Raw genomic sequence first — 26,001 nt, 5'->3', positions numbered from 1 at the left:
ACGTACGCGGTCTACTGCCCCGTTTCGGGCTTGATCCCCAGGACGTCCACGACGAACCGGAGCGGACCGGCCGGGTTGTTGCCGGGGTCCGGGCCGTACGCGAGTTCGGTCGGGATGTCGAGCCGGACCCGACTGCCGACCTTGATCCCCACCAGGCCCTGATCCCAGCCCGGCAGCACGGCCCCGACGCCGATCTGGGTCTGGAACGGCTCACCCCGGTTCCACGAGGCGTCGAACTCCTTGCCGGTCTCGAACGACACCCCGACGTAGTTCACCGCGATGGTCTGCCCCCGCTGTACGGCGGGACCGGTCCCCTGGATCAACGGGGTGACGACGAGCTTGGTCAGCGCGCCGCTGCCCTTCTCGACGGCGGGCCGCTCGGCGAGCCGGGGGTCGAAGTCGCCGGTCGGCCGGTCCGGCGGTGCCTCCGGGTCTCCCGACGGTGCCGCCGGGTTCGGTGCGTCGCCGGCTGGCGCGCTCGGCGGCGGGGTCCCGCCGGGCTGCTCGGCTGGCGGAGTACCGGCGGGCTGCTCGGGCGACGCGCTCTGCTCACTCGCGGCCCGGGCGGCGTTGCTCTCCGCCCGGCGCTCGAAGACGTCGGGAAGGACGATGAGGGCGGCGAACGCCACCCCGACCAGCACGACTCCGGCGATTCCACCGGCCAGTCGCTGCCGGCGGACCCGGGTCGCGGAGGCCTGGGCGGCGGCCGCCTCCGCGGCGGCCCGTCGCTCCTGCTTGGTCGGACGCCGTTGGCTCGTCGACCCCGGCTGCTCTGGGCTCTGGACCCGATCACTCATCTGATCTTGCACTCCTCGGTGGAAAACGGAGTAGGCGGGACGGCAGTGGCCCGTCGGAGGGCTTCGCACACCGTACCCGCGTCGGCTGTGCCGGGTTTCGCACGGTCCGGCGAGCTGCCCGGCGCCGGTGACCGCGCCGCCCGGACATCGGTGGCCCTAGCCCACCGGAGCCGAGGGCTCGGGCTTCCCGCCGAGGCGCTGGTGGTCCCGGATGATGTCGGCGTAGCGCAGCCCGCTGGCCTTCATCGTCCGGTTCTGGGTGGCGTAGTCGACGTGCACCAGGCCGAACCGCTTGTCGTACCCGTACGACCACTCGAAGTTGTCCAGCAGCGACCAGTAGAAGTAGCCGTCGATCGGTACTCCCCGGGCGGCGGCCGCGGCGCACGCCTGGATGTGCTCCTCCAGGTAGGCGGTCCGCTCCTTGTCCTCGACGCCGCCCTCCGGGGTGACCTGGTCGGCCCAGGCCGATCCGCTCTCGGTGACCAGGATCCGGTTCGGGGCGTACCGCTCGTGCACCGAGACGAGCAGTTCCTCCAGACCGGTCGGGTACGCCTCCCAGTCCATCGCGGTCTGCACCGATCCGGGCACCGGGATCTGCCGGGCGTACGGCACCGGCCCCTCCGGGTCGTCCACGATGACCTGCCGGAAGTAGTAGTTCAGTCCGAGGAAGTCGGTCGGGGTGGCGATGATCTCCAGGTCACCGGGGCGGACCGGCGGCTCGATGCCGTACGTGGAGATCATGTCGGCCGGGTAGCCACGCCCGTACAGCGGGTCGAGCCACCAGCGGTTGATGTGCCCGTCGGCCCGCGCCGTGGCGGCGATGTCCTCCGGGCGGTCACTGCCGGGCTCGCAGGGGCTGGGGTTGAGGACGATGCCGACCGAGGCCGGGCGGGCCGCCGAGGCCCGGATCGCCGCAGTGGCCAGGCCGTGCCCGAGCAGCGTGTGGTGCGAGGTGGCGATGGCCCGGCCCAGGTCCTGGTCGCCCGGCGCCATCCGGCCCTCCAGGTGCCCGATCCAGGAGACGCAGAGCGGTTCGTTCACCGTCACCCAGTCGGTGACCCGGTCGCCGAGCGCGCCGGCGACCACGGTGGCGTAGTCGGCGAACGCCTCGGCGGTGGACCGCTCCGGCCAGCCGCCCCGGTCCTGCAACGCCTGCGGCAGGTCCCAGTGGTAGAGCGTGACCAGCGGCCGGATGTCGGCCTCCAGCAGCGCGTCGACCAGCCGGTCGTAGAAGGCCAGCCCGGCCGGGTTCACCTGGCCGACGCCGTCCGGGATGATCCGGGGCCAGGCCACCGAGAACCGGTACGCGTCGACGCCGAGCCGGCGCATCAGCGCCACGTCCTCGGGCCAGCGGTGGTAGTGGTCGCAGGCGACGTCGCCGGTGTCACCGTTGTCGATGGCCCCGGGTACCCGGCTGAAGGTGTCCCAGATGGACGGCCGGCGACCATCCGCACTGACTGCGCCCTCGATCTGGTACGCCGCCGTGGCGACGCCCCAGGTGAAGTTGGGCGACAACTTGGACAGGTCCGGCACTGGTCGACTCCTTTGAAACATTGCGCTGTGGCGCTGACTCGTTGTGCGGCCACCGCTGGTCGTCGGAGGGTGACCGCTCACTTTTGTTGACGACGACCGCGCTCCCCGATCCGACAATCGGCGCGGCACCCGGCCTGCCCGGGCGGGCCCTACTTGACCGCGCCGGCGGTCAGGCCGGCGACGAAGTAACGCTGGAGGGCCAGGAAGCCGATCACCACCGGGATGCTCACCACCACCGACGCGGCCATGGCCTGGTTCCAGTAGACGTTGTACTGGGTGGCGTAGCCCTGGAGACCGACGGCCAGGGTCCGGCTGTTCTCGTCCGTCATCACCGAGGCGAACAGCACCTCGCCCCAGGCGGTCATGAAGGCGTACACCGTGACCGCGACGATGCCCGGGACGGCCGTCGGCAGGATGACCTGGAACAGGGTCCGCATCGGTCCGGCGCCGTCGACCTGGGCCGCCTCGTCGAGTCCGCGTGGGATCGAGTCGAAGTAGCCGACCAGCATCCAGATCGAGAACGGCAGCGAGAAGGTGAGATAGGTGATGATCAGCCCGAGCCGGGTGGCGTAGAGCTCGATCCCGGTGGCGTTGCCGAGGTTGACGTAGATGAGGAAGAGCGGCAGCAGGAAGAGGATGCCGGGGAACATCTGCGTCGACAGCACGGTGACCGAGAAGAGCTGCCGGCCCCGGAACCGGTACCGGCTGATCGCGAACGCCGCGAAGATGGCGATCGAGACCGAGATCAGCGCCGCGATGCTGGCCACCATCAGGCTGTTCACCAGGTACCGGCCGAGCGGAACCGTCCGCCACATGTCCAGGAACGGCTGGATCGTCGGCCGGCTCGGCAGCCAGGTGAAGGGTCCCTGCACGTCGCGCAGGGGCTTGAGCGCCGAGCTGAGCATCACGTACAGCGGGGTGATGGTGAACAGGGTCAGCAGGCTGAGCACGATCCGCCGGGCCCAGCGTTCGCCGGAGGTCTCACGCATGCTCTCTCCTGCGGTTGGTGACGAGCAGGTACACGGTCGTGACGACGAGCAGGAAGAGCAGCAGGGCCACGGACATCGCCGAGCCGAGGCCGAAGTTCCAGGTGACGAAGGAGCTCTCGTAGATGTGGATCGAGATCAGGTCGGCCTGCTTCGGGGCGGATCCGCCGAACAGCACGTACGGAGTGTTGAAGTCGTTGAAGGTCCAGAGGAAGAGCACCAGCAGCAGCACCTGGTTCACCGGCCGGAGCATCGGCATGGTGACGTCCCGCAGCCGTCGCCAGAAGCCGGCCCCGTCGATCGCCGCGGCCTCGTACAGCTCGCCGGGGATGTTCTGCATTCCGGCCATCAGGCAGAGGAAGGCGAACGGCCAGGACCGCCAGAGCGAGACCACGAGCAGGGCGACGAAGCTGTTGTCCCCGATCAGCCAGAACGGCCGGTCGCCGCTGACCAGCCCGAACTGCTCGATCACCTGGTTCACCAGCCCGGTGTCCCGCTGGAACATGAAGGTCCAGGTGATCACCGCCGTGTAGACCGGCAACGCGTACGGGGTGAGGAACAGGGTCCGCAGCAGTGCCCTGCCCCGGAACGGCCGTTGCAGGAACACCGCCGCGGCCATCCCGAACACCCAGGAGAGCCCGACCGAGGCCACCGTGTAGAGCACGGTCACCCAGAAGGAGTGCAGCAGGTCCTTGCCGGTCGCCGAGCTGAAGTCGAAGGTGACGCGGTAGTTCTCCAGGCCGGCGAAGGGCGCGGTGGACCAGTCCCGGATGTGGAACTGGGTGAGTTCGAGCAGGCTCATCCAGACCCCGACCAGCATCGGGATCACGTGGATGCCGAGTTCGAGCACGATCGCCGGAACGAGCAGCAGGTACGGCAGGTACGACCGTCGCGGGCCGCGGCGCTTCGGTTGCTTCGGCGCCCCGTTCTCGGCCGGTCGCCCGGCGGGCCGTACGGGGCCGGGTGCGGTGGTGGTGGCCATCGGTTCCTCTCAAGGTGGACCGTGGAGGGGGCGGCGCTCCCCCTCCACGGTCACCAAACGGCGTCGCGGCTCAGCTGCCCATCTTCTGTTGCGCCACGCCGAGCTTCTCCTTGACCTGCGCCTCGGTGACGGCCTTGCCACCGGCGGCGTCGGCGAAGAGTTCCTTCATCGCGGTACCGACCAGCGTCTCGAACTGGCTCTCCTCCGCCACCTGCGGCAGCGGGGCCGCGGTCGAGCCGAGCACCTCACCCAGCACCTTCTGCTCGGGTGCCTGGAACGCCGCGTCGGCGCCCGCCGGCTTGACCGAGGGCAGCGAGCCGTAGGTGCGGTTCAGGATGACCTGCTCCGCGTCGCTGGTCATGAACTTGACGAACTCCAGCGCACCGTCCTTGTTCTCGGTGTGCTTGAAGATCGCCATGTTGATGCCGGCGACCATGCTGTTGATCCGCTTGCCGCCGGCCGGCGGGGTGGCCGGGAACGGCACCGGGGCGATGCCCCACTCGTCCGGGTTCATGCCCTGGGCCTTGAAGTTCGAGCCCGCGGCCTGCCAGAGCAGCATTCCCGCCTTGCGGTTGGCGAAGTCGGCGACCGACTGGTTCTGCGCGTACTCGGCGTTGCTCGGGTTGACGATCTTGTCAACCGCCATCAGGTCGATGTACCGCTTGACGGCGGCGACGTTCTGCGGGGTGTCGAAGGTCGGTTTGCCGGCCGAGTCGAACCACTCGCCGCCCCACTGCTGGCCGAAGGTGAAGGCGTGGTGGGCGTTCTCCGACGGGTTGGCGGCCTCCAGGGCCAGCCCCCACTGGTTGCCCTTGGTCAGCTTCTTGCCGACCGTCACCACCTCTTCCCAGGTGGCGGGCGGGGCGGTGATGCCGGCGTCGCTGAACATCTTCTTGTTGTAATAGAGCGCGTACGCCAGGCTGTAGAGCGGCACCGCCGCCGGCGGCTTGCCGGGGGCTCCCGCGGCGGCCAGCGCGGCCGGCACGAACCGGTCCTTGCCACCGACGGCCGCCAGGGTCTCGTCGTCGAACGGGATCAGTGCGCCGGTCGCCTGGAGCGAAGCCGACCAGGTGTTGCCGATGTTCACCACGTCCGGGCCCTTGCCCGAGGTGGCGGCGGCGAGCAGCCGGTTGAGCAGGTCCGACCAGGGCACTACCTCAACGTTGACCTTGATGCCGGTCTGCTGCTCGAACTTGTCCAGTTCGGGCTTGAGGGTCTGATTGTCGAACTCGATGCTGGCGCCCTGGTTGCTGGCCCAGTAGGTGAGCGTCTTCGCGTCGCCCTCGGACGAGCCACCCGAGTCACCGCAGGCGGTGAGGGAGGCGGTCGTGAGCAGGGCTGCGGCAACCAAAGCGAGGTGTCTCTTCGACACGGCTTTGCCCTTCTGCGTCGGCCGGCGGCCGGGAGACCCGACGGCGGGAAGCACCGGAGCGGGGGTCTCGGGGCGGACCGGGGAGGTGATGGAGCGGTACGGCACGATCACGGACGGCGGATGGAGCGGGAGCCGCCGAAGGGGTTCCATCAAGGCTTAATTTACGCCGTTATTAAAGTGTGTGGTGGCTCGGCAGTCAAGGACGGGCCGTACAGTGACTCCCGGCAAGCCGGGTTTATCGAGGTGGTGGGTGGACCTGGAACGGACGACGAACCGGATCGTGCGGCAGCGCAACCGGTCCGCCCTGCTGTCGAAGCTGTTCCTCGAGGGTCCGCTGACCCGGCAGGATCTCTCCCGCAGCACCGGCCTGAGCCAGCCGGCGGTCAGCAACGTGGTCGGCGACCTCATCGGTTCGGGACTGGTGGTCGAGGCCGGTGCCGTGGAGTCCGACGGCGGGCGGCCGAGCATGATGCTCCGGGTCGCACCCCGGTACGCCCTGGTGGCCGGGGTCGACGTCGGCGAGACCCGGGTCCGGGTCGAACTGTTCGACCTCGCGATGACCATGCTGGCCAGCGCCGACTATCCGATCGACGAGGCCGGCCCGGAGCCGGCGACCGTGGTCCGGCACATCCTGGCCGGGCTGGCCGCCGTGACCGAGCGGGCCGAGGTGTCCCGGTCGGACATCCTCGGCATCGGCATCGGCGTCTCCGGGGTGGTGGTGCAGGGCGGCGAGGCGATCGTGCACGCCCAGACCCTCGGCTGGCACGGCGTACCGCTGGAGCGGCTGATCCGGGCCGAGGTCGACCTGCCGGTACACATCGACAACGGCGCCAAGACCCTCGGCCAGGCCGAGATGTGGTTCGGTGCCGGACGGGGCAGCCGGCACGCCGTCTTTGCCCTGGTCGGCTCCGGGGTCGGCGCGGCAGTGGTGACCAACGGGGTGATGTACCGCGGGGTCTCCAGCAGCGCCGGCGAGTGGGGCCACACCACCCTGGTGTACGACGGACGCGCCTGCCGGTGCGGTGCCCGGGGCTGCCTGGAGGCGTACGTCGGCGCCGAGGGCATCATCGACCGGTACCGGGAGGCCCGGCGGGGACACGCCGTACCCGGTGTCGACGAGGAGTCCCAGATCAACGGGCTGATCGAGGCGGCCGCCCGGTCCGCAACCGCGCGGCGGGTGCTGGACGAGACCGCCGGCTACCTCGGCGCCGGAGTGGCGAACCTGATCAACCTGTTCAACCCGGAACGGGTGGTGCTGGGCGGGTGGGCCGGGGTGGCGCTCGGCGCCCGACTGCTGCCGGCGATCCGGGCGGCGGCGGCCGGGCAGGCGCTGCACCAGCCGTACGAGCAGGCCGCGATCGAGTTGGGCCAGCTCGGCGTCGACGCGGTGGCCCTGGGCGCGGCCACCCTGCCGGTGGCCCGACTGCTGGCGGCCGGCGGCGTCCGGAACTGAGCACTGTCCGGCCGCCGCTCGCCCGGAGGCGGACGGTCTCGCGCTGGCAGTACGTCAACTGCTCGGCGCCGGCCATCGACGGATGCCGTGTCTTCCGGTATTCGGGATAAATTACGTCGTAATAAATTGATGTCTTGACGTCGATGGAACGTGGGCGCAACACTCGTGGTCCTGTGAGAGCGCTCTCCACCGTCCACCCCCGACCGGGCGATGGCGCCCCACCGGTGCCGATTTTCGGCAGGTCGACACCGGACAGACCGCACCGCACTGACGGCACCCCACCCCCGACGTCCGCTTCCGATGCATCCGCGAGGCGGCGCCGACACCTCCGCACGGACAGGCAGGATCATGATTTTTCAGCGTTTTCCATCCCGGGCTCGCCCCGGCCGACGCGCCAGGACCCGGCAGCTGGCCGGGATACTCGCGGCGTCGCTGCTGCTCGCCCTGACCCCGTTCGCCGGCCCCGTGCCGGCCGCGAACGCCGCACCGGCGTTGATCTCGCAGGGCAGACCGGCCACGGCGTCGTCCACGGAGAACGGCGGAACCCCGGCCTCGGCGGCGGTCGACGGCGACAACGGCACCCGCTGGTCCAGTGCGTTCACTGATCCACAGTGGCTTCAGGTCGACCTCGGCGCGAGCGCCGCGATCAGCCAGGTGGTGCTGCGCTGGGAGGCCGCCCACGGTCGGGCGTTCCAGATCCAGGTGTCGGAGAACGCCAGCACCTGGACCAACGTCTACTCCACCACCACCGCCACCGGCGGCAACCAGACCCTGAACGTCACCGGCACCGGACGGTACGTCCGGATGTACGGCACCGCCCGCGCCACCGGCTACGGCTACTCGCTCTGGGAGTTCCAGGTCATCGGCGAGTTCGGTGGCGGCGGCCCGGGGCCCGGCGATCCGGTCGAGCCGACCGACCCGCGCAACCCCAACCTCGGCCCGAACACCTTCGTCTTCGACCCGTCGACGCCGACCTCCACGATCCAGAGCCGGCTGAACACGATCTTCACCCAGCAGGAGACGGCGCAGTTCGCGCCGAACCGGTACGCCGTGCTGTTCAAGCCCGGCAACTACACCGCCGACGTCAACCTCGGCTTCTTCACCCAGGTCGCCGGCCTCGGCATGTCCCCGGACGACGTGAACCTGAACGGGCACGTCCGGGCCGAGGCGTTCTGGATGGGCGGCAACGCCACCCAGAACTTCTGGCGCGCCGCCGAGAATCTCTCGGTGACCCTGCCCGCCGGAGTGACCGTGGAACGCTGGGCGGTGTCGCAGGCGGCGCCGTACCGGCGGATGCACCTGCGTGGCGCGCAGAACCAGATCCAGCTCTGGAACGGCGGCGACGGCTGGTCCAGCGGCGGCCTGATGGCCGACACCAAGATCGACGGCATGGTGGTCTCCGGTTCCCAGCAGCAGTGGTTCTCCCGGAACAGCGAGTTCGGCAGCTGGACCGGCTCGGTCTGGAACATGGTCTTCACCGGCGTGACCGGAGCACCCGCGCCGAACTTCCCGAACCCCTCGCACACCGTCGTCGGCCAGACTCCGGTGGTCCGGGAGAAGCCGTTCCTGTACGTCGACGGCAGCGGCGAGTACCGGGTCTTCGTACCGGCGGTCCGCAACAACAGCCAGGGCACGAGCTGGTACGGCAAGACCCCGGCCGGATCGTCGATCTCGCTCAGCCAGTTCTACGTGGTACGCCCCGGCGCCACGGCGGCGACCATCAACGCGGCGCTGGCCCAGGGCAAGAACCTGCTCTTCACGCCCGGTCTCTACCGGACCACCGAGACGATCCGGGTGACCCGGCCGGACACCGTCGTCCTCGGCCTCGGCCTGGCCACGATCGAGCCGCAGAACGGCATCACCGCGATGACCGTGGCCGACGTCGACGGCGTCAAGGTCGCCGGCATCATGTTCGAGGCCGGCGCGACCAACTCGTCGGTGCTGATGGAGGTCGGCCCGGCCGGCTCGTCGGCGAGCCACGCCGGCAACCCGACCTCGCTGCACGACGTCTTCTTCCGGATCGGTGGTGCGGTCGCCGGCAAGGCCACCACCAGCCTGCGAATCAACAGCCACAACGTGATCGGTGACCACATGTGGCTGTGGCGGGCCGACCACGGTGATCCCGGGACCTACGGGTGGAACATCAACACCGCCGACACCGGTCTCGTGGTCAACGGAAACAACGTCACCATGTACGGCCTCTTCGTCGAGCACTACCAGAAGACCGAGGTGATCTGGAACGGCAACGGCGGGCGGACGTACTTCTTCCAGAACGAGAAGCCGTACGATCCGCCGAACCAGGCGGCCTTCATGAACGGGTCCACCCGGGGCTATCCGGCGTACAAGGTGTCGGACTCGGTGACCAGCCACGAGGCGTGGGGGCTGGGCAGCTACTGCTACTTCAACGTGAATCCGGCCGTGGTGAACGAACGGTCCTTCGAGGTGCCGGTCACCTCGGGAGTGCGGTTCCACAACATGGTGACGGTCTCGCTCGGCGGGGTCGGCACGATCAACCGGATCATCAACAACACCGGCGGTACGGCCAACACCGCCAACCAGGTGCAGTACCTGACCAACTTCCCGTGATCGACGCCTGACCGCCGGGGGACCGCAGGTTCCCGACCGGACGGGCCGTACCCGATCTCCGTCGCCCGCGCCGTGGCTCCCCGCCACGGCGCGGGCCTCGGTCCGGGGGCCGAACGCCCAGGGGCGTCGCCGGGGGTCAGGCCGGCGTCGCGCCGTCGACGATCGACCCCCGGTGCACCCAGGTCGCGAGTGCCGGGTCGCAGAGTTCCCGGACCCGGCCCTGGTAGCGGCGCAGATCGTCGGCGTCCAGCAGCTCGCGCCACTGGCCGCTCTCGCCCCGGTTGAAGAACCGGGCCGGGTCGAGGAAGATCGCGCTGTCCGGGGTCAGTTCGTCCGACCGGCTCCGCATCTGGTCGAACCGGGCCGCCCGGACCAGTTCCGGCCAGCTCTCCTCGGGCACCTCGACGCCGATCCGGGCGGCGAGCTGCCGCATCGTCCCGTCGAGGTCGGCCTTCATCTCGTCGTAGTGCCAGAGCAGCACGTTCGGCAGGTGCCGCACCTCCCAGAAGGTGGCGAGGTGGTGCAGCATCGCGGGCAGGCCGACCAGTACGTCGTAGTTGTCGACCCACGCCCAGAACCGGTCGTACGCCGAGTCGAGCCGGTCCGGCAGGCCGGCCGGCCGCTCGGGCTCACCGTCCGGGCTCGGGCCGGCGAGTCCGTCCGTGCCGACCGCCGCGACGCGCTTGCCGATCAGGACCTCGAAATTGGTGTTCTCGATGTGGTTGTCCCAGGAGATGGCCGCGTCGCGGGGATCGCGTCCCACGCAGACGTAGGTGACCCCGTCGAGCAGGGGCAGGCCGTCGAGGGGTACGTGGGTCTTCAGGAACCGGCGGTGCGGCTGTGCCGCCAGTTCGGCGACGAGGTCCTCGTACCGGCTGGTCAGCAGGTCGGGCCAGCGTGACATCTCGTCCAGCGGCCGGGGAAAGTCGGTCGATCCGAAGATCAGCAGCGCGCAGATCATCTGCGTCCACGTCGTACCGCACTTCGGCGGCGTCGAGATCACGATGTCCCCGTCCCGGAACGGGAACTCGTGCCATCGGAGACTGTCCATGAGAATGTTCTGGTACACGGCCGTCGGCTGCCGCACGGCACCCTCCCCAGGCTCGGCGTCGGTCCGTCGGCCGCACCCGACCGCTGCGCGCCGCACCCGACCAGTCATTGACAGTGACGAATCTAGACCACTCCGGTCGAGATTCGCTACGCCGCGCGCCCGCCCCGGATCATGAGGCCCGGTACCGCCAGTCGCACCGTCCGAAGTCGACACCGGCCGGCCGTCAGGGAGGCGGACTCCCCTCCGATCCAGCCGCCTCACCGCCGCGCGGTACCACCCCGGGCGGAGGTCCGGGTCCGGGCGACGTGCCGCCGGTAGGCACTGACCGACGGATCGCCGTCGAGCCAGAACCGCCAGGGCAGGTCGTGCGCGCCGGTCACCCCGACCCGGGGACCGGCGGCGACCACCTCCGGGGTAACCGGCGTGGCCGGCGGGCGCAGCCGTACCGGCCCGTCACCGAGGAGGTAGCGGCCGTAGACGGCGCCGTCCAGGCCGAGCGCCGCGCAGAGCCGCGCGGGCCCACGCGCCAGATCCACATCCCGGCGTACGGCGGTTCGCCGGCTCCGCGCGACGTCGAGCCCGTCCACCACCTCGCCGGCCCGGAGCAGTACCGCCGACGCCTCGCCCTCCAGCCCGGTGACCACGTTCATGCACCAGTGCATGCCGTAGGTGAAGTACGCGTAGGCGTACCCGGCCGGACCGAACATCACCGAGTTACGCGGGGTACGCCCCCGGTGCGCGTGCGACGCCGGGTCCCCGCCGCTGCCGGCGTACGCCTCCACCTCGGTGATCCGGACGGTGACGCCGCCGGCGGAGAGGGTGCCGCCGAGCAAGCCGCGGGCCGCCGGCAGCACCGGCCCGGAGAGCAGCGTGGCGAGGTCTGCGGCCGGGGTCATCTGCCAAGAACACCACGGACGGTCGACGCGGCGTCGCGCGGGGTGGCCGGCCACCGCCGACCGCTCGGCGTCCGGGCGCGGCAGCGGCGTCCTCGGCCGGTCAGGGCCGGCCGGGGCAGTCCTCCGGCGCCGCTGCGTGCAGGTTCTCCGCCACCCGGCGCAGCAGGGTGACCAACTGGGCCCGCTCCGCCTCGGTCAGCCCGTCCAACGCCCGCCCGGCGGCCTGGTCGAGGAGGTCGGGAAGCTCGTCACGCAGCGCCCGACCCCGATCGGTCAGCCCGATCCGGACGACCCGGCGGTCACTCTCGTCAGGGGTACGGGCGAGCAGGCCGGCGGCCTCCATCCGCTGGGTTGTCCGGGTGATGGTCGGCACGGAACTCGCTGGCCGCCAACCTGCTCGGCCACTACCGGCTCTCCCAGGCCGTGGTGGCCTCGATGCGGGCGAACGGGTGGGGCCGGATCGCGCACCTGTCGAGCGGGCTGGTCGAGGACGGCCCGCCCGGCGCCTCCGCCTATGTGACGCCGAAGGCCGGACTGCACGGGCTGACAAGGACGATGTCGCGGGAACTGGCCCCCGCCGGCATCCTGACCAATCTGGTGATGGCCGGAGTCGTGGTCGGCGACCGACAGCTTCCGGAGGCGATGCTCCAGCAGGTCTCGGCGGCCGCCGCCACCGGGCGGACCACCGAGGCGGTCGAGGTCGCCAACCTCGTCGTCTTTCTCTGCTCGACGGCGAACGGACACATCACCGGCGAACTGATCCGGGCGGACGGGCACTTCCTGACCCCGGCCTGACCACGCGCGGCCCGGTCCGTCGGCGTTACCCGACGGACCGGGCCGTCGGCGCTATCCGGCGACCCGGTCCGGCAGGTCGGCGGCGAGGTGCTGGCGGGCCCGGGCGACGAAACCCTCGGGGTCGTCGGCGTAGCAGCGCACCTCGTGCACGGGTTCGTCGGCACCCTTGGGCACCGGCACCACCATCGGCCGGCGCAGCACGATGTCCACGCTGGTCTGGCTGGCGGCGCCGATGTTCAGCACGATCGTGGCGCCGGTCCGGTCCACCTGGACCGCCCGGCTCGACTCCAGCGAGCGGTACCGCTTCCGGACCGTCTCCACGGCGTCCCACGGCAGGGTCACGTCGAGCGAGGCGCCGTTGCGGATCCGGATGCCGGCCGGACCGAGGACGTGCGGGTGCACCCGCAGGCTCGCCAGCAGACCGATCATCCAGAACAGCCCGTAGACGCCCACCGCGGCGGCGATGATCCTGGCCGTCTTCCAGGGCAGGATCAGGTCGAGGATCGGGATCTCGATCGCCGAGACGACGATGAAGACGATCAGCAGTGGCGTCACCACGCCCGCGTAGCTGAACGCCGTCCCGCCGTCCGGCGCCACCGGCCGGCGCAAAATCCAGCGGTACAGGCTGCGCCACATGGTCAACTCGTACGCGGTGGCCTTGCGCAGCAGTGGCAACACCCGGGTACGGGCCTTCGCTGGGCCGATGGTCGTCACTGGTCGCCTCCCCGAGGGTCGTACGTCTGGCTGGCCGCACGCAGCCGGGTCAGGATCTCGTCGAGCGCCCCGCTGAAGCAGTCGAGCCGCTCCTGCGTCATCTCGCCGAAGAGGAGCCGGGCGAACTCCTGCTGGCCGCGTTCCATCTCCTCGACCGTCCGCACACCCCGCTCGGTGAACGTGACGAGCGTCGCCCTCCGGTCGGTCGGATGCGGCTGGCGGCTCACGAATCCGGTCGCCTCCAGCCCGTCGACGAGTCCGGTGACGGTGCGGGCGCTGACCTTCAACGCGTCGGCGAGATCCCGCTGGGTGACCGGTCCGCGACGGCGCAGTTCCCAGAGCAGGTGGGTACGCGAGACGGTCAGGCCGTCCTGGGCCAGGCTCCGGGTCATGTCGTCGTTGATCAGCACGGCGAGTTCGAGTACCTGGTCGAGCGCCGCATAGTGTTTGTCGGTAACCATGTGCCTTCCTCATAGTGAGTCAGGCTCACCATTATGCCACGGCCCGGATACCGGCGACGACCGGGATGATCTCCGAGGTCAACCCCCCTCTACCCGAGCCGGGACCTGCCGGACTGATGATTCATGATGCTCAATTGCTCACTCGCTCGCGATCTCGGCTCGCGGCCTTGCAGGTTGCCATAGGCGACGCAAAGGTAACTTTCAGTCGCCCAATTGGAGGACCCATCATGTATGTCACCGCGGCCGCGATCGCCGGGATGATGCTGGGTTTCATCGCCGGACTGTGCGCGTATCGAACATCCCGCCGCTGGTGCGCGATCTGTGGCGGCTGCCTGAGCTGTCCCGCCTGTGCCGACGTGGGCGTACGACGTAACACCGCGGCCCGGCGGTTCCGATGACCGCGAATCCGCCGACGCTATCGAACGTGCCACTGCCGGGTACGGTCCTCGAACTCGCCAAGGAGGACTGGCGGTACGGCGGCCACACGCTCTTCCTGCTGGTCGAGTTCGTCCGCCTCGACCTCTCCGTGTACTACGACAACCAGTGGGTCTGGATCACCGGTCAGCAGCTCGCCCGGGACGGTACCCCGATGGGCCACCTCGACGCGCTCGTCCGGGTCTCCGCCCTGCCGTCCGCCGATCCAGCCCCCGGCGCACCGCCGGCCGCCCGCGCCGACGCCGGTTCACTGCCGACCGCCCGCCCCGACGCCGGTTCACTGCCGGCCGGCCGCCCGACGCCGGCGCCGCGACAGCGGGTCCAGAATGACGGCCGCCAGCAGCACCGCCGCAGTGATCATGAAGCGAACCGCCGAGTGGAGTTGCCGCAGGAGCACGCCGGAGGTGATCGACCCGAGCACCAGACCGCCCAGTAGCGCGCCACGGGTCACCCGCTACTGACCGCGCCGGCCACCCGTCCACCATCGGGACAGACGCGCGGCCGTCCGGGGCACCGGCGACGCGTCAGCGGTCGGGTCAGGCCGGCTCGGCCCGCTCGGCCGCGGGTTCGGCGGTCGCCGCGTCGTAGTGCGCGAGCACTCCCCGGGCGGCCGCGAGCGCGGTGTCGGCCTCGGGCGTCGTCGCGGTGGCGAGCTCGGCGACGGTACGCAGCCGCACGTCCACCGCGTCGGCCAGGCGGCGCCATCGGGCGGGGCGGCCGGTCTGCGGGTCGAGCACCGTCCCGGAGTCGTGATCGCGCAGCACGTCGAGCAGCGCCCCGGCCAGCGCCCGCAGGGCCGCGTCGAGGGCGTCGGCGGATCCGGCAGGCGCACGGTATCCGGTGCTCTGGTCGTCCACCATCCGCAGCACGGTGATCAGGTCGGCGGCGTGCCCCGACACCCACCGGCGGATCCGGTAGATCCGACCGAGGTCCGGCCAACGCTTCCGGGCCGCCTGCCGGGTGCTGCCGGTGGACTCCCCGAGGTCGGCCAGGCTCGCGCCCAGCCAGACCGCGTCGGCGGCGTTCCCGGTCGCGCCCTGCGCGACCACGTCGGCCAGCAACGCCTGCGCGGCCCGGCCCGCCCGGACCCGGCGCAGCGCGTCGGCCCGGCGGGACCCCTCGTCGTCGACGTCCCCCGGCTTCGGCCCACCGTCCGGTACGCCGAACGCCGGATGCTCGGCCAGCGTCTCCGTGATCCGTCGCACCGCATCGGCGGCGAGGCCGACGAGGTGGGCGTACTCCGGCTCGGACAGGTCGGCGAAGGAAGGTTCCACCCGTGGTCCACGCACCATGCCGCACACTCCTTGACAACCCGAGGTTTACAGGCTCAGCCTAGCACTGTAAACCTCGGGTTTACACCAGCCGTCGCCCGCACGCGACGTACCCGGTGAAGTCGGGCCGGCCGACCCGACTCCACCGCGTCGGTCAGTGCGTCCCGACTCCACCGCGTCGGTCATGCGTCCCGACCGAACCGAAGAAGCGGCGCAGTTCCCCGCTCAACAGGTCCGGCTCCTCCAGCGGCATGAAGTGCCCGCCGACGCCGGGCAGGTTCCACTCCCGGATGTCGGTGCAGGCCCGCTCGGCCAGCTCACGCGGGAAACCGACCATCGCGGGCTCGGCGCTGAGCGTGAACGCCGCCGGCACGGTGATGTCGGGCCGGGGCCGGTTGTGCGCGAAATCGACGTACTGCCGGAACGACGAGCCGATCGCCCCGGTCGCCCAGTACAGCGTGACGATCGTGAGCAGCGTGTCCCGGTCGAACCGGCTCTCCAGGTCACCGGAACAGTCGCTCCAGTCCCGGTACTTGTCCAGCATCCATCCGGCGAGGCCGGCCGGCGAGTCGACCAGGGCGGCGGCGATGGTGTCCGGGCGGGTACCCATGATCGCGCTGTACCCGGCGTCGGTCTCGTCGTAGCGCTGCTCGGCGTCGAGGAACGCCTGCTCGGCCGGGGCCAGCGGGCGCGCGTCGAAGCTGGCCGGAAAGGGCGGATGGATCAGATGGATCCCGGTGACGTGACCGGGATACCGCGCCCCGAGCCAGCCGGTGACGACACCGCCGATGTCGCCACCGAACGCGCCGTACCGCTGGTGACCCAGCACCTCGGTCATCAGCAGGTGCAGCGTCCGGGCCATGGCCTCCCGGGTGACCGGCCCGTCCGGCGCGTCCGAGTAGAGGAAGCCCGGCAGGGACGGCACCACCACGTCGAAGGCGTCGGCGGGGTCGCCGCCGTACCGGCCGGGATCGGTCAGCCGGTCGGCCAGCGGCAGCATCTCGACGAAGCTGCTCGGCCAGCCGTGGCTGAGCAGCAGCGGCGGTGGCGCCGGCGTACCGGCCGGCCGCTTTCCGGGGATCCGCAGGAAGTGCAGCCGTCGACCGTCGATCTCGGTGAGGTACTGCGGATAGGCGTTGAGTTCGGCCTCCCGCGACCGCCAGTCGAACCCGTCGGCCCAGTAGGCCACCAGGTCGCGCAGGTAGTCGGGGTCGGCGCCGGTCCGCCACGGCTGGTCGCCGCTGCGGCTAGTGAACCGGGTACGACGCAGCCGAAGAAGCAGATCGTCGAGGACCGCGTCGGAAATCTCGATGCGGAACGGGGAAAACGTCATTATTCCTCCGAAGTGGAGGGCGCTCGTCCCCGAGCCGGAGTCGGCAGAACGTGCCGAGGTCAGCGGGTACGGGTGGCCGAGGAGAACGCCCGGACGAAACGTTGGGTGTTCATCGGGCTCACCTCCTCTCGGCGCTGACGGGACGTACCCTGCCACGACCACGGCCGCCGGTGCAACTCGCCGCTCTCGCGCGCTCAGTCCACCGGCATCGGCTTGATCCAGCGGGACCACTCGGCCTGCCGCCGGTAACCCGCGGAGCGCCAGGCCCGGTGGGCGGTCTCGTTGTCGTCGAGGACCATCGCGTCGACCCGGATGCCGCCGAGGCGCCGGCACCGGTCCTCGGCGGCCGCGACCAGGGATCCGGCGATGCCCTGGCGACGATGCTCCGGCGCCACGGCCAGCCGGTAGAGGTGACAGCGCCAGCCGTCCCAACCCGCGACGACCGTGCCGACCAGGTCCGGACCGGACCAGGCGGAGATCAGCGCGTCCGGATCGCGGTCGAGCAGCGCCTCGACCGCCCGGGCGGAGTCGTCCGGGCGATCGGCGTTCTCGGCGGCCCGCAGCCACAACTCCAACACGGCCGGTACCTCCGCGACCGTCACCGGCCGCAGGACCAGCTCAAGACGGCGACTCAACGCGGCACCACCTGCTCGGTGGCCCACTCCCGCCAGCCGTCGAGTTGATCCGTGGCGGACGCGAGCTGGTCGGCGACCGGGCCGGGCCCGGTCGAGCCGGGAGTGGTCCGGGCGGCCAGCGCGGAACGGACCGAGAGCACGTTCCGGACGCTCGGGTCGAGGTGCTCACTGACCAGCCCCAGGTCCTCGTCGGAGACCTCGTGGAGTTCGCACTCCCGGGCGACGCAGAGCGCCACCAGCCGACCGGTCACCTCGTGCGCCTCCCGGAACGGCACACCCCGCCGGACCAGCCAGTCGGCGACCTCGGTGGCCAGCGAGAAGCCCACCGGCGCCGCCGCGGCGAGCCGGTCGACCCGGACCGTCATCGTGGAAATCATCCCGGCCAGCGCCGGCAGCACCAGGTCCAGGGTGTCCATCGCGTCGAAGACGGGTTCCTTGTCCTCCTGCATGTCCCGGTCGTACGCCAGCGGCAGGCCCTTGAGCATGGTCAGCACGGTGACCAGCCCGCCGATCAGCCGACCCGACTTGCCCCGGGCCAGCTCGGCGATGTCCGCGTTCTTCTTCTGCGGCATGATCGACGATCCGGTGGCGAACGAGTCGTCCAGCTCCACCCAACCGAACTCCTGCGAGGTCCACATCACCACCTCCTCGCCGAGCCGGGACAGGTGCACCCCGAGCAGCGCGGTGACGAAGAGGAACTCGGCCACGAAGTCACGGTCGCCGACCGCGTCCATCGAGTTCGCGAACGACGTCCGGAAGCCCAGCTCCTTGGAGACCGCCACCGGATCCAGCGGCAGGCCCGAACCGGCCAGCGCCCCCGCGCCGAGCGGGCTCACCGCGGCCCGGTGGTCCCAGTCGCGCAGTCGCTCCAGGTCCCGCAGCAGCGGCTGTACGTGCGCCAGCAGCCAGTGCCCGAAGCTGACCGGCTGGGCGTGCTGCACGTGGGTCATCCCCGGAGCCGGCGTGTCGATGTTCCGGGCCGCCTGCTCGACCAGCGCGTCGGCCAGCCCGACGATCCGGGCGGAAAGCCCCCGCGCGTGATCACGCAGGTAGAGCCGCAGGTCGGTGGCGACCTGGTCGTTGCGGGACCGGCCGGCGCGCAGCTTGCCGCCGAGCGTACCGAGGCGTTCCAGCAGGCCACGCTCCAGCGCGGTGTGCACGTCCTCGTCCTCGACGGTGGGCCGGAAGGTGCCGGTCAGCACCGCCGCCTCCAGATCGTCCAGGGCGGCCAGCATCCGGCCCAGCTCGTCCGGGTCGAGCAGGCCGGCCGAGGCCAGCACCCGGGCGTGCGCCCGGGAGCCGGCCAGGTCGTACGGGGCGAGCCGCCAGTCGAACTGGACGCTGACCGACAACCGTGCCAACGCCTCCGCCGGACCACCGGCGAACCGGCCGCCCCACAGACTCGTACGGTTGGTTCCGGCGCTGTTCTCGGTCAAGCTCTTGTCGTCCACGCCGACCATCATCGCTGAGCCTTCTCCTCGCTCCCGATCGCGGGGCTCATCCGCCGCGCCCGTCCACGTCCCGCCGTCGCACCGGTCACTGCTCGGAGCCGCCCAGCCGGGCGTCCCGGGCCGACGCGAGCTTGCTCGGCAGGCCCCACAACTGCACGAAGCCCTTGGCCAGGGACTGGTCGAAGGTGTCCCCGGTGTCGTAGGTGGCCAGGCCGAAGTCGTAGAGGCTGGCCTCGGAGCGCCGACCGGTGACCGTCGCGCGGCCGCCGTGCAGGGCCAGCCGGACCTCGCCGGAGACGTGCCGTTGGGTGTCGTCGATGAACGCGTCCAGCGCGTTCCGCAGCGGCGAGAACCAGAGCCCGTCGTAGACCAGCTCGCCCCAGCGCTGGTCGACGCCCTTCTTGAACCGGGCCACGTCCCGCTCCACGGTGACGTTCTCCAGCTCCTGGTGGGCGGTGATCAGGGCGATCGCGCCCGGTGCCTCGTACACCTCGCGGCTCTTGATGCCGACCAGCCGGTCCTCGACCATGTCGAGCCGGCCCACGCCCTGGGCGCCGGCCCGCCGGTTGAGTTCCACGATCGCCTGGTACGGGGTGACGGTCTCGCCGTCGATCGCCACCGGTACCCCGGCGTCGAAGGTGATCACCACGTGGTCCGGGTCGCGCTGCTCCGCCGGGTTCGCCGTGTACGCGTAGACGTCCTCGATCGGGGCGTTCCAGATGTCCTCCAGGAAGCCGGTCTCCACGGCCCGGCCCCACAGGTTCTGGTCGATCGAGTACGGCGACTTGTGCGTGACGTCGATCGGCAGCCCCTTCTCCTCGGCGTACGCGATCGCCTTGTCCCGGGTCCAGGCGAAGTCCCGGGCCGGCGCGATCACCTTCAGCTGCGGGGCGAGGGCGCCGAGGCCGGCCTCGAACCGCACCTGGTCGTTGCCCTTGCCGGTGCAGCCGTGCGAAACGATCGTGCCGTTGTACCTCTTCGCCGCCGCGACCAGGTGCTTGACGATCAAGGGCCGGGACAGCGCCGAGACCAGCGGATAGCGGTCCATGTAGAGCGCGTTGGCCCGCATCGCCGGTACGCAGTAGTCGGCGGCGAACTCCTCGCGCGCGTCGATCACCTCGGATTCGGCGGCACCGCAGTCCAGCGCCCGCTGGCGGATCGCGGCCAGGTCCTCGCCGCCCTGCCCGACGTCGATCGCCACCGCGATCACCTCGGCACCGGTCTGCTCGGCCAGATATGGAATGGCGACCGAGGTGTCCAGTCCCCCGGAGTACGCCAGTACGACCCGCTCAGTCATGGTGTGGTGCTCCCTTCAGCATGTTCTTCCCGGGCGGCCCAGGAGGAGAGCTTCTCCCCCAGCGCCGCACCGCCGGTGGCCTCGCGGGCCACGACGAGAATGGTGTCGTCGCCGGCGATGGTGCCGACGACCTCCGGCAGCCCCGCCCGGTCCAGCGCGCTGGCCAGGTACTGGGCGGCACCGGGTGGGGTACGCAGCACGGCGATGTTGCCGCTGGAGTCGACCCCGTTGAGCAGTTCACGAAGCAACCGGAGCAGCCGGGCGGGCGCCTGTTCAGCGTCCCGCAACGGTCGCTTGCCGTCCTCCGGAATGAGATACACGGCCGGTCCGTCCCCGCCGCGTACCTTGACCGCACCCAGTTCGTCCAGGTCGCGGGAGAGCGTGGCCTGGGTGACCTGTAGGCCGCCCTCGGCGAGCAGGTCGGCCAGTTCGGTCTGCGAACGGATCTCCCGGTCCCGGATCAGGTCGACGATCCGGCCGTGCCGCACCGCACGGGTCAGCGGCCCGGTCACGGCGTCGCCTCGCTCCGCCCGGTCGGGCGGGTCCGCCCGGTCGGCTCGGTCATGACCTGACCGATTCGCTGGCCGGCTGTTCGATCAGCCAGCCGAGCAGGGCCTTCTGCGCGTGCAGCCGGTTCTCCGCCTGGTCGAAGACGACGCTCTGCGGACCGTCCAGCACCTCGTCGGTGATCTCCTCGCCCCGGTGCGCCGGCAGGCAGTGCAGCACGACGGCGTCCGGTCGCGCGCCGGCCAGCAGCGCTTTGTTGACCTGGTAGGGCTGGAACGCTGTGAGCCGGTCCCGGCCGTCGTCCTCCTGCCCCATCGAGGTCCAGGTGTCGGTCGCGACCACGTCGACGCCGGCCACCGCCGCCACCGGATCCCGCAGTACCTGGACCGAGCCACCGGTCCCGGCGGCGATCTGCGCGGCCCGCTCGACCACCGCCGGGGACGGATCGTGCCCGGCCGGGCCGGCGACCCGGACGTGCATTCCGGCGGTCGCCCCGGCCAGCAGGTACGAGTGCGCCATGTTGTTGGCCGCGTCGCCGACGTACCCCAGGGACCGCCCGGCGGTGCCGCCGCAGTGCTCCCGGATGGTCAGCAGGTCGGCCAGGAGCTGACAGGGGTGGAAGCCGTCGGTCAGCCCGTTCACCACCGGCACGTCCGCACCCTCGGCCAACTCGGCGATCCGGTCGTCGCCGAAGGTACGCAGCACGATGGCGCAGACGTAGCGGGACAGCACCCGGGCGGCGTCGACCAGCGACTCGCCCCGGCCGAAGTGCGTCAGTTGGGTGTCCACCACGATCGGGTGGCCGCCCAGTTCGGCGATGCCGACGTCGAAGGAGAGCCGGGTACGCAGGCTCGGCTTGTCGAAGAGCACCGCGACCGCCCGTGGCCCGGCGAGCGGGCGGAGGGCGAAGCGGTCGGACTTCATCCGGGCCGCGAGATCGAGCACCGCCGACTGCTCGGCGGGGCTGAGGTCGTCGTCCCGAAGGAAATGCCGGGGCATCAGCGCACACTCCCACCGGGGTTCGCGGCGTCCAGTGCCGCCGGCAGGGCGGCGAGGAAGGCGTCGGCCTGTTCGAGGGTCAGGATCAGCGGCGGGGCCAGCCGGATCGTGGCCGGCTGCACCGGGTTGGTCAGGAAGCCCGCGTCCCGGAGCACCCCGGCGGTCGCGGCGGCCCCCGGTGCCCGCAGCACGATGCCGAGTAGCAGTCCGGTGCCCCGGACCTCGGCCACCAGCGGATGGTCGAGGGCCTCGATGCCGTGCCGGATCCGCTCGCCGACCCGCTTGACGTGGTCGAGCAGGCCCTCGTTGGCGATGGTGGAGATGACCGCGAGGGCTGCGGCGCAGCTCACCGGGTTGCCGCCGAAGGTGGTGCCGTGCGCGCCCGGACCGAGCAGGTCGGCCGCCGCGCCGAAGGCCAGGCAGGCGCCGATCGGCAGCCCGCCACCCAGGCCCTTGGCCAGGGTGATCACGTCGGGCTCGACGCCGTCGGCCTGGTGCGCGAACCAGTGCCCGGTCCGCCCGATCCCGGTCTGCACCTCGTCGAGCACCAGCAGTGCGCCGTGCGCGCTGGTGATCCGCCGGGCCGCCGCCAGGTAGCCGGGCGGCGGTACGACGACACCGTTCTCACCCTGGATCGGTTCCAGGATCACCATCGCGGTCTCGTCGGTCACCGCGGCGGCCAGCGCGTCGACGTCGCCGTAAGGGACGTGGCTGACCTCACCCGGCAGTGGGCGGAACGGGTCGGCCTTGGCCGGCTGTCCGGTGAGCGCCAGGGCGCCCATGGTCCGGCCGTGGAACCCGCCGACGGTGGCCACCGCCCGGGTACGTCCGGTGAGCCGGGAGAGCTTGAAGGCGGCCTCGTTGACCTCCGCCCCGGAGTTCGCGAAGAACACCCGACCGGGTCGCCCGGCCAGGGCCAGCAGCAGTTCGGCCAGTGCCACCGGCGGCTCGGCGACGAACAGGTTGGAGACGTGGCCGAGGGTGGCGACCTGTCGGGACACCGCCTCGACCACCGCCGGGTGGGCGTGCCCGAGCGCGTTGACCGCGATGCCGCCGACCAGGTCGACGTACTCCCGGCCGGTCTCGTCGACCACGACCGCGCCGGAGCCACGGACCAGGGCCAGTGGCGGGGTGCCGTAGTTGTCCATCATGGACTGCGTCCAGCGGTCGACCAGCGTGGTCACGCCGTCACCGCCCCGAGCTCGGGAACCACCATCGTGCCGAATCCTTCCGACGTGAAAACTTCCAGCAGGGTCGAGTGCGCGACCCGTCCGTCGACCACGTGCGCCGCCGGCACGCCGCCGCGTACCGCGCGCAGGCAGGCCTCCATCTTCGGCACCATCCCGGACTCGAGCCTGGGCAGCAGCTCGGCGAGTTGCTCGGTGCTGACCTGCGAGACCAGGCTCCCGGTGTCCGGCCAGTCGGCGTAGAGGCCGGGTACGTCGGTGAGCACCACCAGCTTGCGGGCCCGCAGTGCGATGGCCAGCGCGGCGGCGGCGGTGTCGGCGTTGAGGTTGTGCAGCACCCCGTCGACGTCCGGCGCCACGGTGGAGATCACCGGAATCCGGCCGGCCGAGATCAGGTCGGCGACCGCGGAGACGTTCACCTCGTCCACGTCACCGACCTGCCCGATGTCGACCGGTTCACCATTGACGTACGCGGGCCGGCGCACCGCCGTGAACAGCCGGGCGTCCTCGCCGGAGAGCCCCACCGCGTACGGACCGTGTTCGTTGATCAGGCCGACGAGTTCCCGGCCGACCTGGCCGACCAGCACCATCCGGACCACGTCCATCGCCTCGGGCGTGGTCACCCGCAGCCCGCCCTTGAACTCGCTGGCGATGCCGAGCCGGCGCAGCATCGCCGAGATCTGTGGACCGCCGCCGTGCACGACGACCGGCCTCAGCCCGGCGTAACGCAGGAACACCATGTCGGCGGCGAAGGCGCGTTGCAGGTCCGGATCGGTCATCGCGTTGCCGCCGTACTTCACCACCACGGTGGAGCCGGAGAAACGGGCCAGCCACGGCAGCGCCTCGATGAGGGTGGCCGCCTTCCGCTGCGCCTCGGTCAGGTCGCGGGTCAGCATCATGTGGAGTACGCCGAATTCTCGTGCACGTAGGCGTGCGACAGGTCGTTGGTCCAGATGGTGGCCTCGTCCGGGCCGGCGTGCAGGTCGATCCGGATGGTCACCTGGCGGCCGGTGAGGTCCACCTTGGACCGGTCCTCGGCCGCCGCCCCGGACCGGCAGACCCAGACGCCGTTGACGGCCACGTCGATCCGGTCCGGTTCGAAGGCCGCGGTCGTGGTGCCGACCGCGGCGAGGATCCGGCCCCAGTTCGGGTCGTTGCCGAACAGTGCGGTCTTGACCAGGTTGTTGCGGGCCACCGCGCGGCCCACCAGGACCGCGTCGTCGGAGTCGGCGGCCCCGACCACCTCGATGGCGACCTCCTTGCTGGCCCCCTCCGCGTCGGCGATCAGTTGCCGGGCCAGGTCCCGGCAGGCCTCGGTGACGGCGGCGGTCAGCTCGGCCTGGGTCGGCGCGATCCCGGACGCGCCGCTGGCCAGCAGCAGCACCGTGTCGTTGGTGGAGAGGCAGCCGTCCGAGTCGACCCGCTCGAAGCTGACCCGGCAGGCCGCTCGGAGCGCCTCGTCGAGTACGGCCGGTCCGGCGATCGCGTCGGTGGTGACCACGCTGAGCATGGTGGCGAGCGCGGGCGCGAGCATGCCGGAACCCTTGGCCATTCCACCGACCGTCCAGCCGGTGCCGGCGACCACGGTCGTCTTCGGCCTGGTGTCGGTGGTCATGATCGCCTCGGCCGCCGCCGGGCCGCCGTCGGCGGTCAGCCCGGCCACCGCCGCGGTCACCCCGGGGAGCAGCCGGTCCATCGGCAGCCGCTCGCCGATCAGGCCGGTGGAGCAGATCGCCACCTCACCGGCGCCGATCGTCGACAGACCGGCTCCGGCAGCGGTCCCGGCAGCCGGTCCGTCGTCGGCGGAGCCGGCCAGCGCGGACGCGGCGTGCTCGGCGGTGGCGTGGGTGTCCTGGAAGCCGGGGGCGCCGGTGCAGGCGTTCGCGCCGCCGGAGTTGAGCACCACGGCGCGGACCAGACCAGCCCGGAGCACCTGCTGGCTCCAGAGCACGGGCGCGGCCTTGACCCGGTTCGCGGTGAAGACCCCGGCCGCCGAGGCGTCCGGTCCGTCGTTGACCACCAGCGCGACGTCCCGGGCGCCGCTGGACTTGAGCCCGGCGGCGACCCCGGAAGCCCGGAAGCCCCTGGGCGCGGTGACACTCATCTGGACGCTCCCTTGTTCACGGTGCGATCCCGTGCACGGACAGTCCGGTCGTCTCCGGCAGGCCGAGCATCAGGTTCGCGCACTGCACCGCCTGGCCGGCGGCGCCCTTGCCCAGGTTGTCGATGGCGCTGACCACGATCAGCCGGCCCGAGTCGACGTCGACCGTCGCCTGCAGGTGGCAGGAGTTGCCGCCGAGCGTGGCGGCGGTGTGCGGCCAGACGCCCTCCGGCAGGACGTGCACGAACGGCGCGTCCGCGTACGCCTGGGCGAGCACCGCTCGCGGGTCGGCCGGTACGCCGTCGACGGGCAGCGCGGTGACGGTGGCCAGGATGCCCCGGGGCATCGGGGCCAGCACCGGGGTGAACGACAGCCCGGTGGCGCCGGTCGCCTGCTTGATCTCCGGCACGTGCTGGTGGGCGCCGACCTTGTACGGCGACAGGTCGCCCATCACCTCGCTGCCGAGCAGGTGCGGCTTGGCCGACCGGCCGGCTCCGGAGGTGCCGGAGGCGGCGACCACCACGACATCGTCGGGCTCGGCGGCTCCGGCCGCGAGCAGCGGGGCCAGGGCGAGCGTGGTGGCCACCGCGTAGCAGCCGGTCGCGGCCACCCGGGTCGCACCGGCCAGCAGCGCCCGCTGGCCGGGCAGTTCCGGCAGGCCGTAGGTCCAGGCGCCGGCGTGCTCCCCGCCGTAGTAGCGGCCCCAGGCGGCGGCGTCGGTCAACCGGTGGTCCGCACCGAGGTCCACCACTCGGACCCCGTCCGGCAGGGTCGCGGCCAGGGCCGCCGACTCGCCGTGCGGCAGGGCCAGGAAAACCAGGTCCGCGTCGGCCAGCACCGCCGGGTCGGTCCGGCCGAGCACCAGGTCAAGGCCGACGAGCTGCGGATGTACGGCGGCAACCGGCAGACCCGCCTGGCTGTGTGCCGTCGCCGCGACGAGGTCGAACTCGGGGTGCCCGACGATCAGCCGGAGCAGTTCACCGCCCGCGTAGCCGCTGGCTCCAGCGACCGCCACTCGAATTCCCATGCCAACCTCCGCATTTCTATGCAGAGACGCTAACAGCCACTTCCGAACACTGCAAGTCTATGCGGCCGACTGAATGATCAATCGGATCGTGGCTCGGCCTGTCGACACCGCTCCCACCGGCCGGGCACGGCG

25 protein-coding genes and 1 pseudogene are annotated in these 26,001 nt (G+C 71.3%); 5 read left to right on the top strand and 21 right to left on the bottom strand.

Annotated features, from left to right (window positions below; translation table 11 throughout):
- Positions 1 to 11: 11 nt before the first annotated feature.
- From H4W31_RS23415 to H4W31_RS23395, 5 genes are all read right to left on the bottom strand, one after another.
- Positions 12 to 797 carry an FKBP-type peptidyl-prolyl cis-trans isomerase gene (locus tag H4W31_RS23415; RefSeq protein ID WP_192768618.1) on the bottom strand — a complete coding sequence of 262 codons (786 nt, stop codon included), beginning with the start codon at positions 795 to 797 and terminating at the stop codon, positions 12 to 14.
- A 156-nt stretch (positions 798 to 953) separates the two neighbouring features.
- Positions 954 to 2,330 (bottom strand): GH1 family beta-glucosidase, encoded by a 1,377-nt coding sequence (locus H4W31_RS23410; protein ID WP_318783363.1) that lies wholly within the window; start codon positions 2,328 to 2,330, stop codon positions 954 to 956.
- A 149-nt stretch (positions 2,331 to 2,479) separates the two neighbouring features.
- A complete protein-coding gene (locus H4W31_RS23405) occupies positions 2,480 to 3,319 on the bottom strand; it encodes a carbohydrate ABC transporter permease (RefSeq protein ID WP_192768616.1) in 840 nt (279 codons plus the stop codon).
- Positions 3,312 to 4,298 (bottom strand): carbohydrate ABC transporter permease, encoded by a 987-nt coding sequence (locus tag H4W31_RS23400; RefSeq protein ID WP_192768615.1) that lies wholly within the window; start codon positions 4,296 to 4,298, stop codon positions 3,312 to 3,314. The genes H4W31_RS23405 and H4W31_RS23400 overlap by 8 nt, the downstream gene beginning before the upstream one ends.
- A gap of 70 nt (positions 4,299 to 4,368) precedes the next feature.
- Positions 4,369 to 5,670 (bottom strand): ABC transporter substrate-binding protein, encoded by a 1,302-nt coding sequence (locus H4W31_RS23395; RefSeq protein WP_318783362.1) that lies wholly within the window; start codon positions 5,668 to 5,670, stop codon positions 4,369 to 4,371.
- 250 nt (positions 5,671 to 5,920) lie between these two features.
- Between H4W31_RS23395 and H4W31_RS23390 the strand changes: the two genes are divergently transcribed.
- A complete protein-coding gene (locus tag H4W31_RS23390; protein WP_192768613.1) occupies positions 5,921 to 7,123 on the top strand; it encodes an ROK family transcriptional regulator in 1,203 nt (400 codons plus the stop codon).
- A gap of 348 nt (positions 7,124 to 7,471) precedes the next feature.
- On the top strand, positions 7,472 to 9,709 hold the full coding sequence (locus tag H4W31_RS23385; protein ID WP_192768612.1) for a discoidin domain-containing protein: 2,238 nt from the start codon (positions 7,472 to 7,474) through the stop codon (positions 9,707 to 9,709).
- A 136-nt stretch (positions 9,710 to 9,845) separates the two neighbouring features.
- On the opposite strand, the gene H4W31_RS23380 is transcribed toward H4W31_RS23385, so the two are convergent.
- From H4W31_RS23380 to H4W31_RS23370, 3 genes are all read right to left on the bottom strand, one after another.
- Entirely contained in the window at positions 9,846 to 10,796 is a 951-nt protein-coding gene (locus H4W31_RS23380) for a sulfotransferase domain-containing protein (RefSeq protein ID WP_318783361.1), read from the bottom strand.
- 221 nt (positions 10,797 to 11,017) lie between these two features.
- Positions 11,018 to 11,656 carry a DNA-3-methyladenine glycosylase gene (locus H4W31_RS23375; protein WP_192768611.1) on the bottom strand — a complete coding sequence of 213 codons (639 nt, stop codon included), beginning with the start codon at positions 11,654 to 11,656 and terminating at the stop codon, positions 11,018 to 11,020.
- A gap of 100 nt (positions 11,657 to 11,756) precedes the next feature.
- Positions 11,757 to 12,029 carry a MarR family winged helix-turn-helix transcriptional regulator gene (locus H4W31_RS23370; RefSeq protein ID WP_192768610.1) on the bottom strand — a complete coding sequence of 91 codons (273 nt, stop codon included), beginning with the start codon at positions 12,027 to 12,029 and terminating at the stop codon, positions 11,757 to 11,759.
- Between the two features lie 8 nt (positions 12,030 to 12,037).
- Here H4W31_RS23370 and H4W31_RS23365 point away from each other — a divergent pair, with 8 nt between their 5' ends.
- The gene (locus H4W31_RS23365) at positions 12,038 to 12,451 is read left to right on the top strand and encodes an SDR family NAD(P)-dependent oxidoreductase (protein WP_192772331.1); all 414 of its coding nucleotides are present in this window, start codon (positions 12,038 to 12,040) and stop codon (positions 12,449 to 12,451) included.
- A 51-nt stretch (positions 12,452 to 12,502) separates the two neighbouring features.
- Here H4W31_RS23365 and H4W31_RS23360 read toward each other — a convergent pair whose 3' ends face one another.
- Complete coding sequence (locus H4W31_RS23360; RefSeq protein ID WP_192768609.1) at positions 12,503 to 13,165, bottom strand: hypothetical protein; 663 nt, start codon at positions 13,163 to 13,165, stop codon at positions 12,503 to 12,505.
- The gene (locus H4W31_RS23355; RefSeq protein WP_192768608.1) at positions 13,162 to 13,626 is read right to left on the bottom strand and encodes a MarR family winged helix-turn-helix transcriptional regulator; all 465 of its coding nucleotides are present in this window, start codon (positions 13,624 to 13,626) and stop codon (positions 13,162 to 13,164) included. The genes H4W31_RS23360 and H4W31_RS23355 overlap by 4 nt, the downstream gene beginning before the upstream one ends.
- 227 nt (positions 13,627 to 13,853) lie before the next feature.
- On the opposite strand from H4W31_RS23355, the gene H4W31_RS23350 reads away from it, so the two are divergent.
- Both H4W31_RS23350 and H4W31_RS23345 read left to right on the top strand, forming a co-directional pair.
- Positions 13,854 to 14,024: a hypothetical protein gene (locus H4W31_RS23350; protein ID WP_192768607.1), complete on the top strand. Its 171-nt coding sequence runs from the start codon at positions 13,854 to 13,856 to the stop codon at positions 14,022 to 14,024.
- A gap of 26 nt (positions 14,025 to 14,050) precedes the next feature.
- Positions 14,051 to 14,497 (top strand): hypothetical protein, encoded by a 447-nt coding sequence (locus H4W31_RS23345; RefSeq protein ID WP_192768606.1) that lies wholly within the window; start codon positions 14,051 to 14,053, stop codon positions 14,495 to 14,497.
- A 100-nt stretch (positions 14,498 to 14,597) separates the two neighbouring features.
- On the opposite strand, the gene H4W31_RS23340 is transcribed toward H4W31_RS23345, so the two are convergent.
- The 11 genes and pseudogenes from H4W31_RS23340 to argC all read right to left on the bottom strand — a co-directional run bounded on the left by H4W31_RS23340 (position 14,598) and on the right by argC (position 25,869).
- Entirely contained in the window at positions 14,598 to 15,353 is a 756-nt protein-coding gene (locus H4W31_RS23340) for a hypothetical protein (protein WP_192768605.1), read from the bottom strand.
- A gap of 133 nt (positions 15,354 to 15,486) precedes the next feature.
- On the bottom strand, positions 15,487 to 16,665 hold the full coding sequence (locus tag H4W31_RS23335) for an epoxide hydrolase family protein (RefSeq protein WP_192768604.1): 1,179 nt from the start codon (positions 16,663 to 16,665) through the stop codon (positions 15,487 to 15,489).
- A 194-nt stretch (positions 16,666 to 16,859) separates the two neighbouring features.
- On the bottom strand, positions 16,860 to 17,300 hold the full coding sequence (locus H4W31_RS23330; RefSeq protein ID WP_192768603.1) for a GNAT family N-acetyltransferase: 441 nt from the start codon (positions 17,298 to 17,300) through the stop codon (positions 16,860 to 16,862).
- Complete coding sequence (gene argH, locus H4W31_RS23325) at positions 17,297 to 18,760, bottom strand: argininosuccinate lyase (RefSeq protein ID WP_192772330.1); 1,464 nt, start codon at positions 18,758 to 18,760, stop codon at positions 17,297 to 17,299. The genes H4W31_RS23330 and argH overlap by 4 nt, the downstream gene beginning before the upstream one ends.
- Before the next feature lie 76 nt (positions 18,761 to 18,836).
- Positions 18,837 to 20,048: an argininosuccinate synthase gene (locus tag H4W31_RS23320; protein WP_192768602.1), complete on the bottom strand. Its 1,212-nt coding sequence runs from the start codon at positions 20,046 to 20,048 to the stop codon at positions 18,837 to 18,839.
- On the bottom strand, positions 20,045 to 20,560 hold the full coding sequence (locus H4W31_RS23315; protein WP_192768601.1) for an arginine repressor: 516 nt from the start codon (positions 20,558 to 20,560) through the stop codon (positions 20,045 to 20,047). The genes H4W31_RS23320 and H4W31_RS23315 overlap by 4 nt, the downstream gene beginning before the upstream one ends.
- A 49-nt stretch (positions 20,561 to 20,609) precedes the next feature.
- Entirely contained in the window at positions 20,610 to 21,554 is a 945-nt protein-coding gene (argF, locus tag H4W31_RS23310) for an ornithine carbamoyltransferase (protein ID WP_192768600.1), read from the bottom strand.
- Positions 21,508 to 22,738: pseudogene (locus H4W31_RS23305) on the bottom strand (acetylornithine transaminase); the annotation flags it as partial. The pseudogene H4W31_RS23305 and the gene argF, both read right to left, overlap by 47 nt.
- Complete coding sequence (argB, locus tag H4W31_RS23300; protein ID WP_192768598.1) at positions 22,735 to 23,640, bottom strand: acetylglutamate kinase; 906 nt, start codon at positions 23,638 to 23,640, stop codon at positions 22,735 to 22,737. The gene argB and the pseudogene H4W31_RS23305, both read right to left, overlap by 4 nt.
- Positions 23,637 to 24,845: a bifunctional glutamate N-acetyltransferase/amino-acid acetyltransferase ArgJ gene (gene argJ, locus H4W31_RS23295; RefSeq protein ID WP_192768597.1), complete on the bottom strand. Its 1,209-nt coding sequence runs from the start codon at positions 24,843 to 24,845 to the stop codon at positions 23,637 to 23,639. Before argJ ends, argB begins: the two co-directional genes overlap by 4 nt.
- Positions 24,846 to 24,861: 16 nt before the next feature.
- Positions 24,862 to 25,869 (bottom strand): N-acetyl-gamma-glutamyl-phosphate reductase, encoded by a 1,008-nt coding sequence (gene argC / locus H4W31_RS23290; protein WP_192768596.1) that lies wholly within the window; start codon positions 25,867 to 25,869, stop codon positions 24,862 to 24,864.
- Between the last annotated feature and the right edge of the window lie 132 nt (positions 25,870 to 26,001).

The organism is Plantactinospora soyae (assembly GCF_014874095.1).
GTDB classification, from domain to species: Bacteria; Actinomycetota; Actinomycetes; order Mycobacteriales; family Micromonosporaceae; genus Plantactinospora; species Plantactinospora soyae.
The sequence above is the reverse complement of the archived record's forward strand: the minus strand, read 5'-3'. Positions and strand labels throughout refer to the sequence as shown.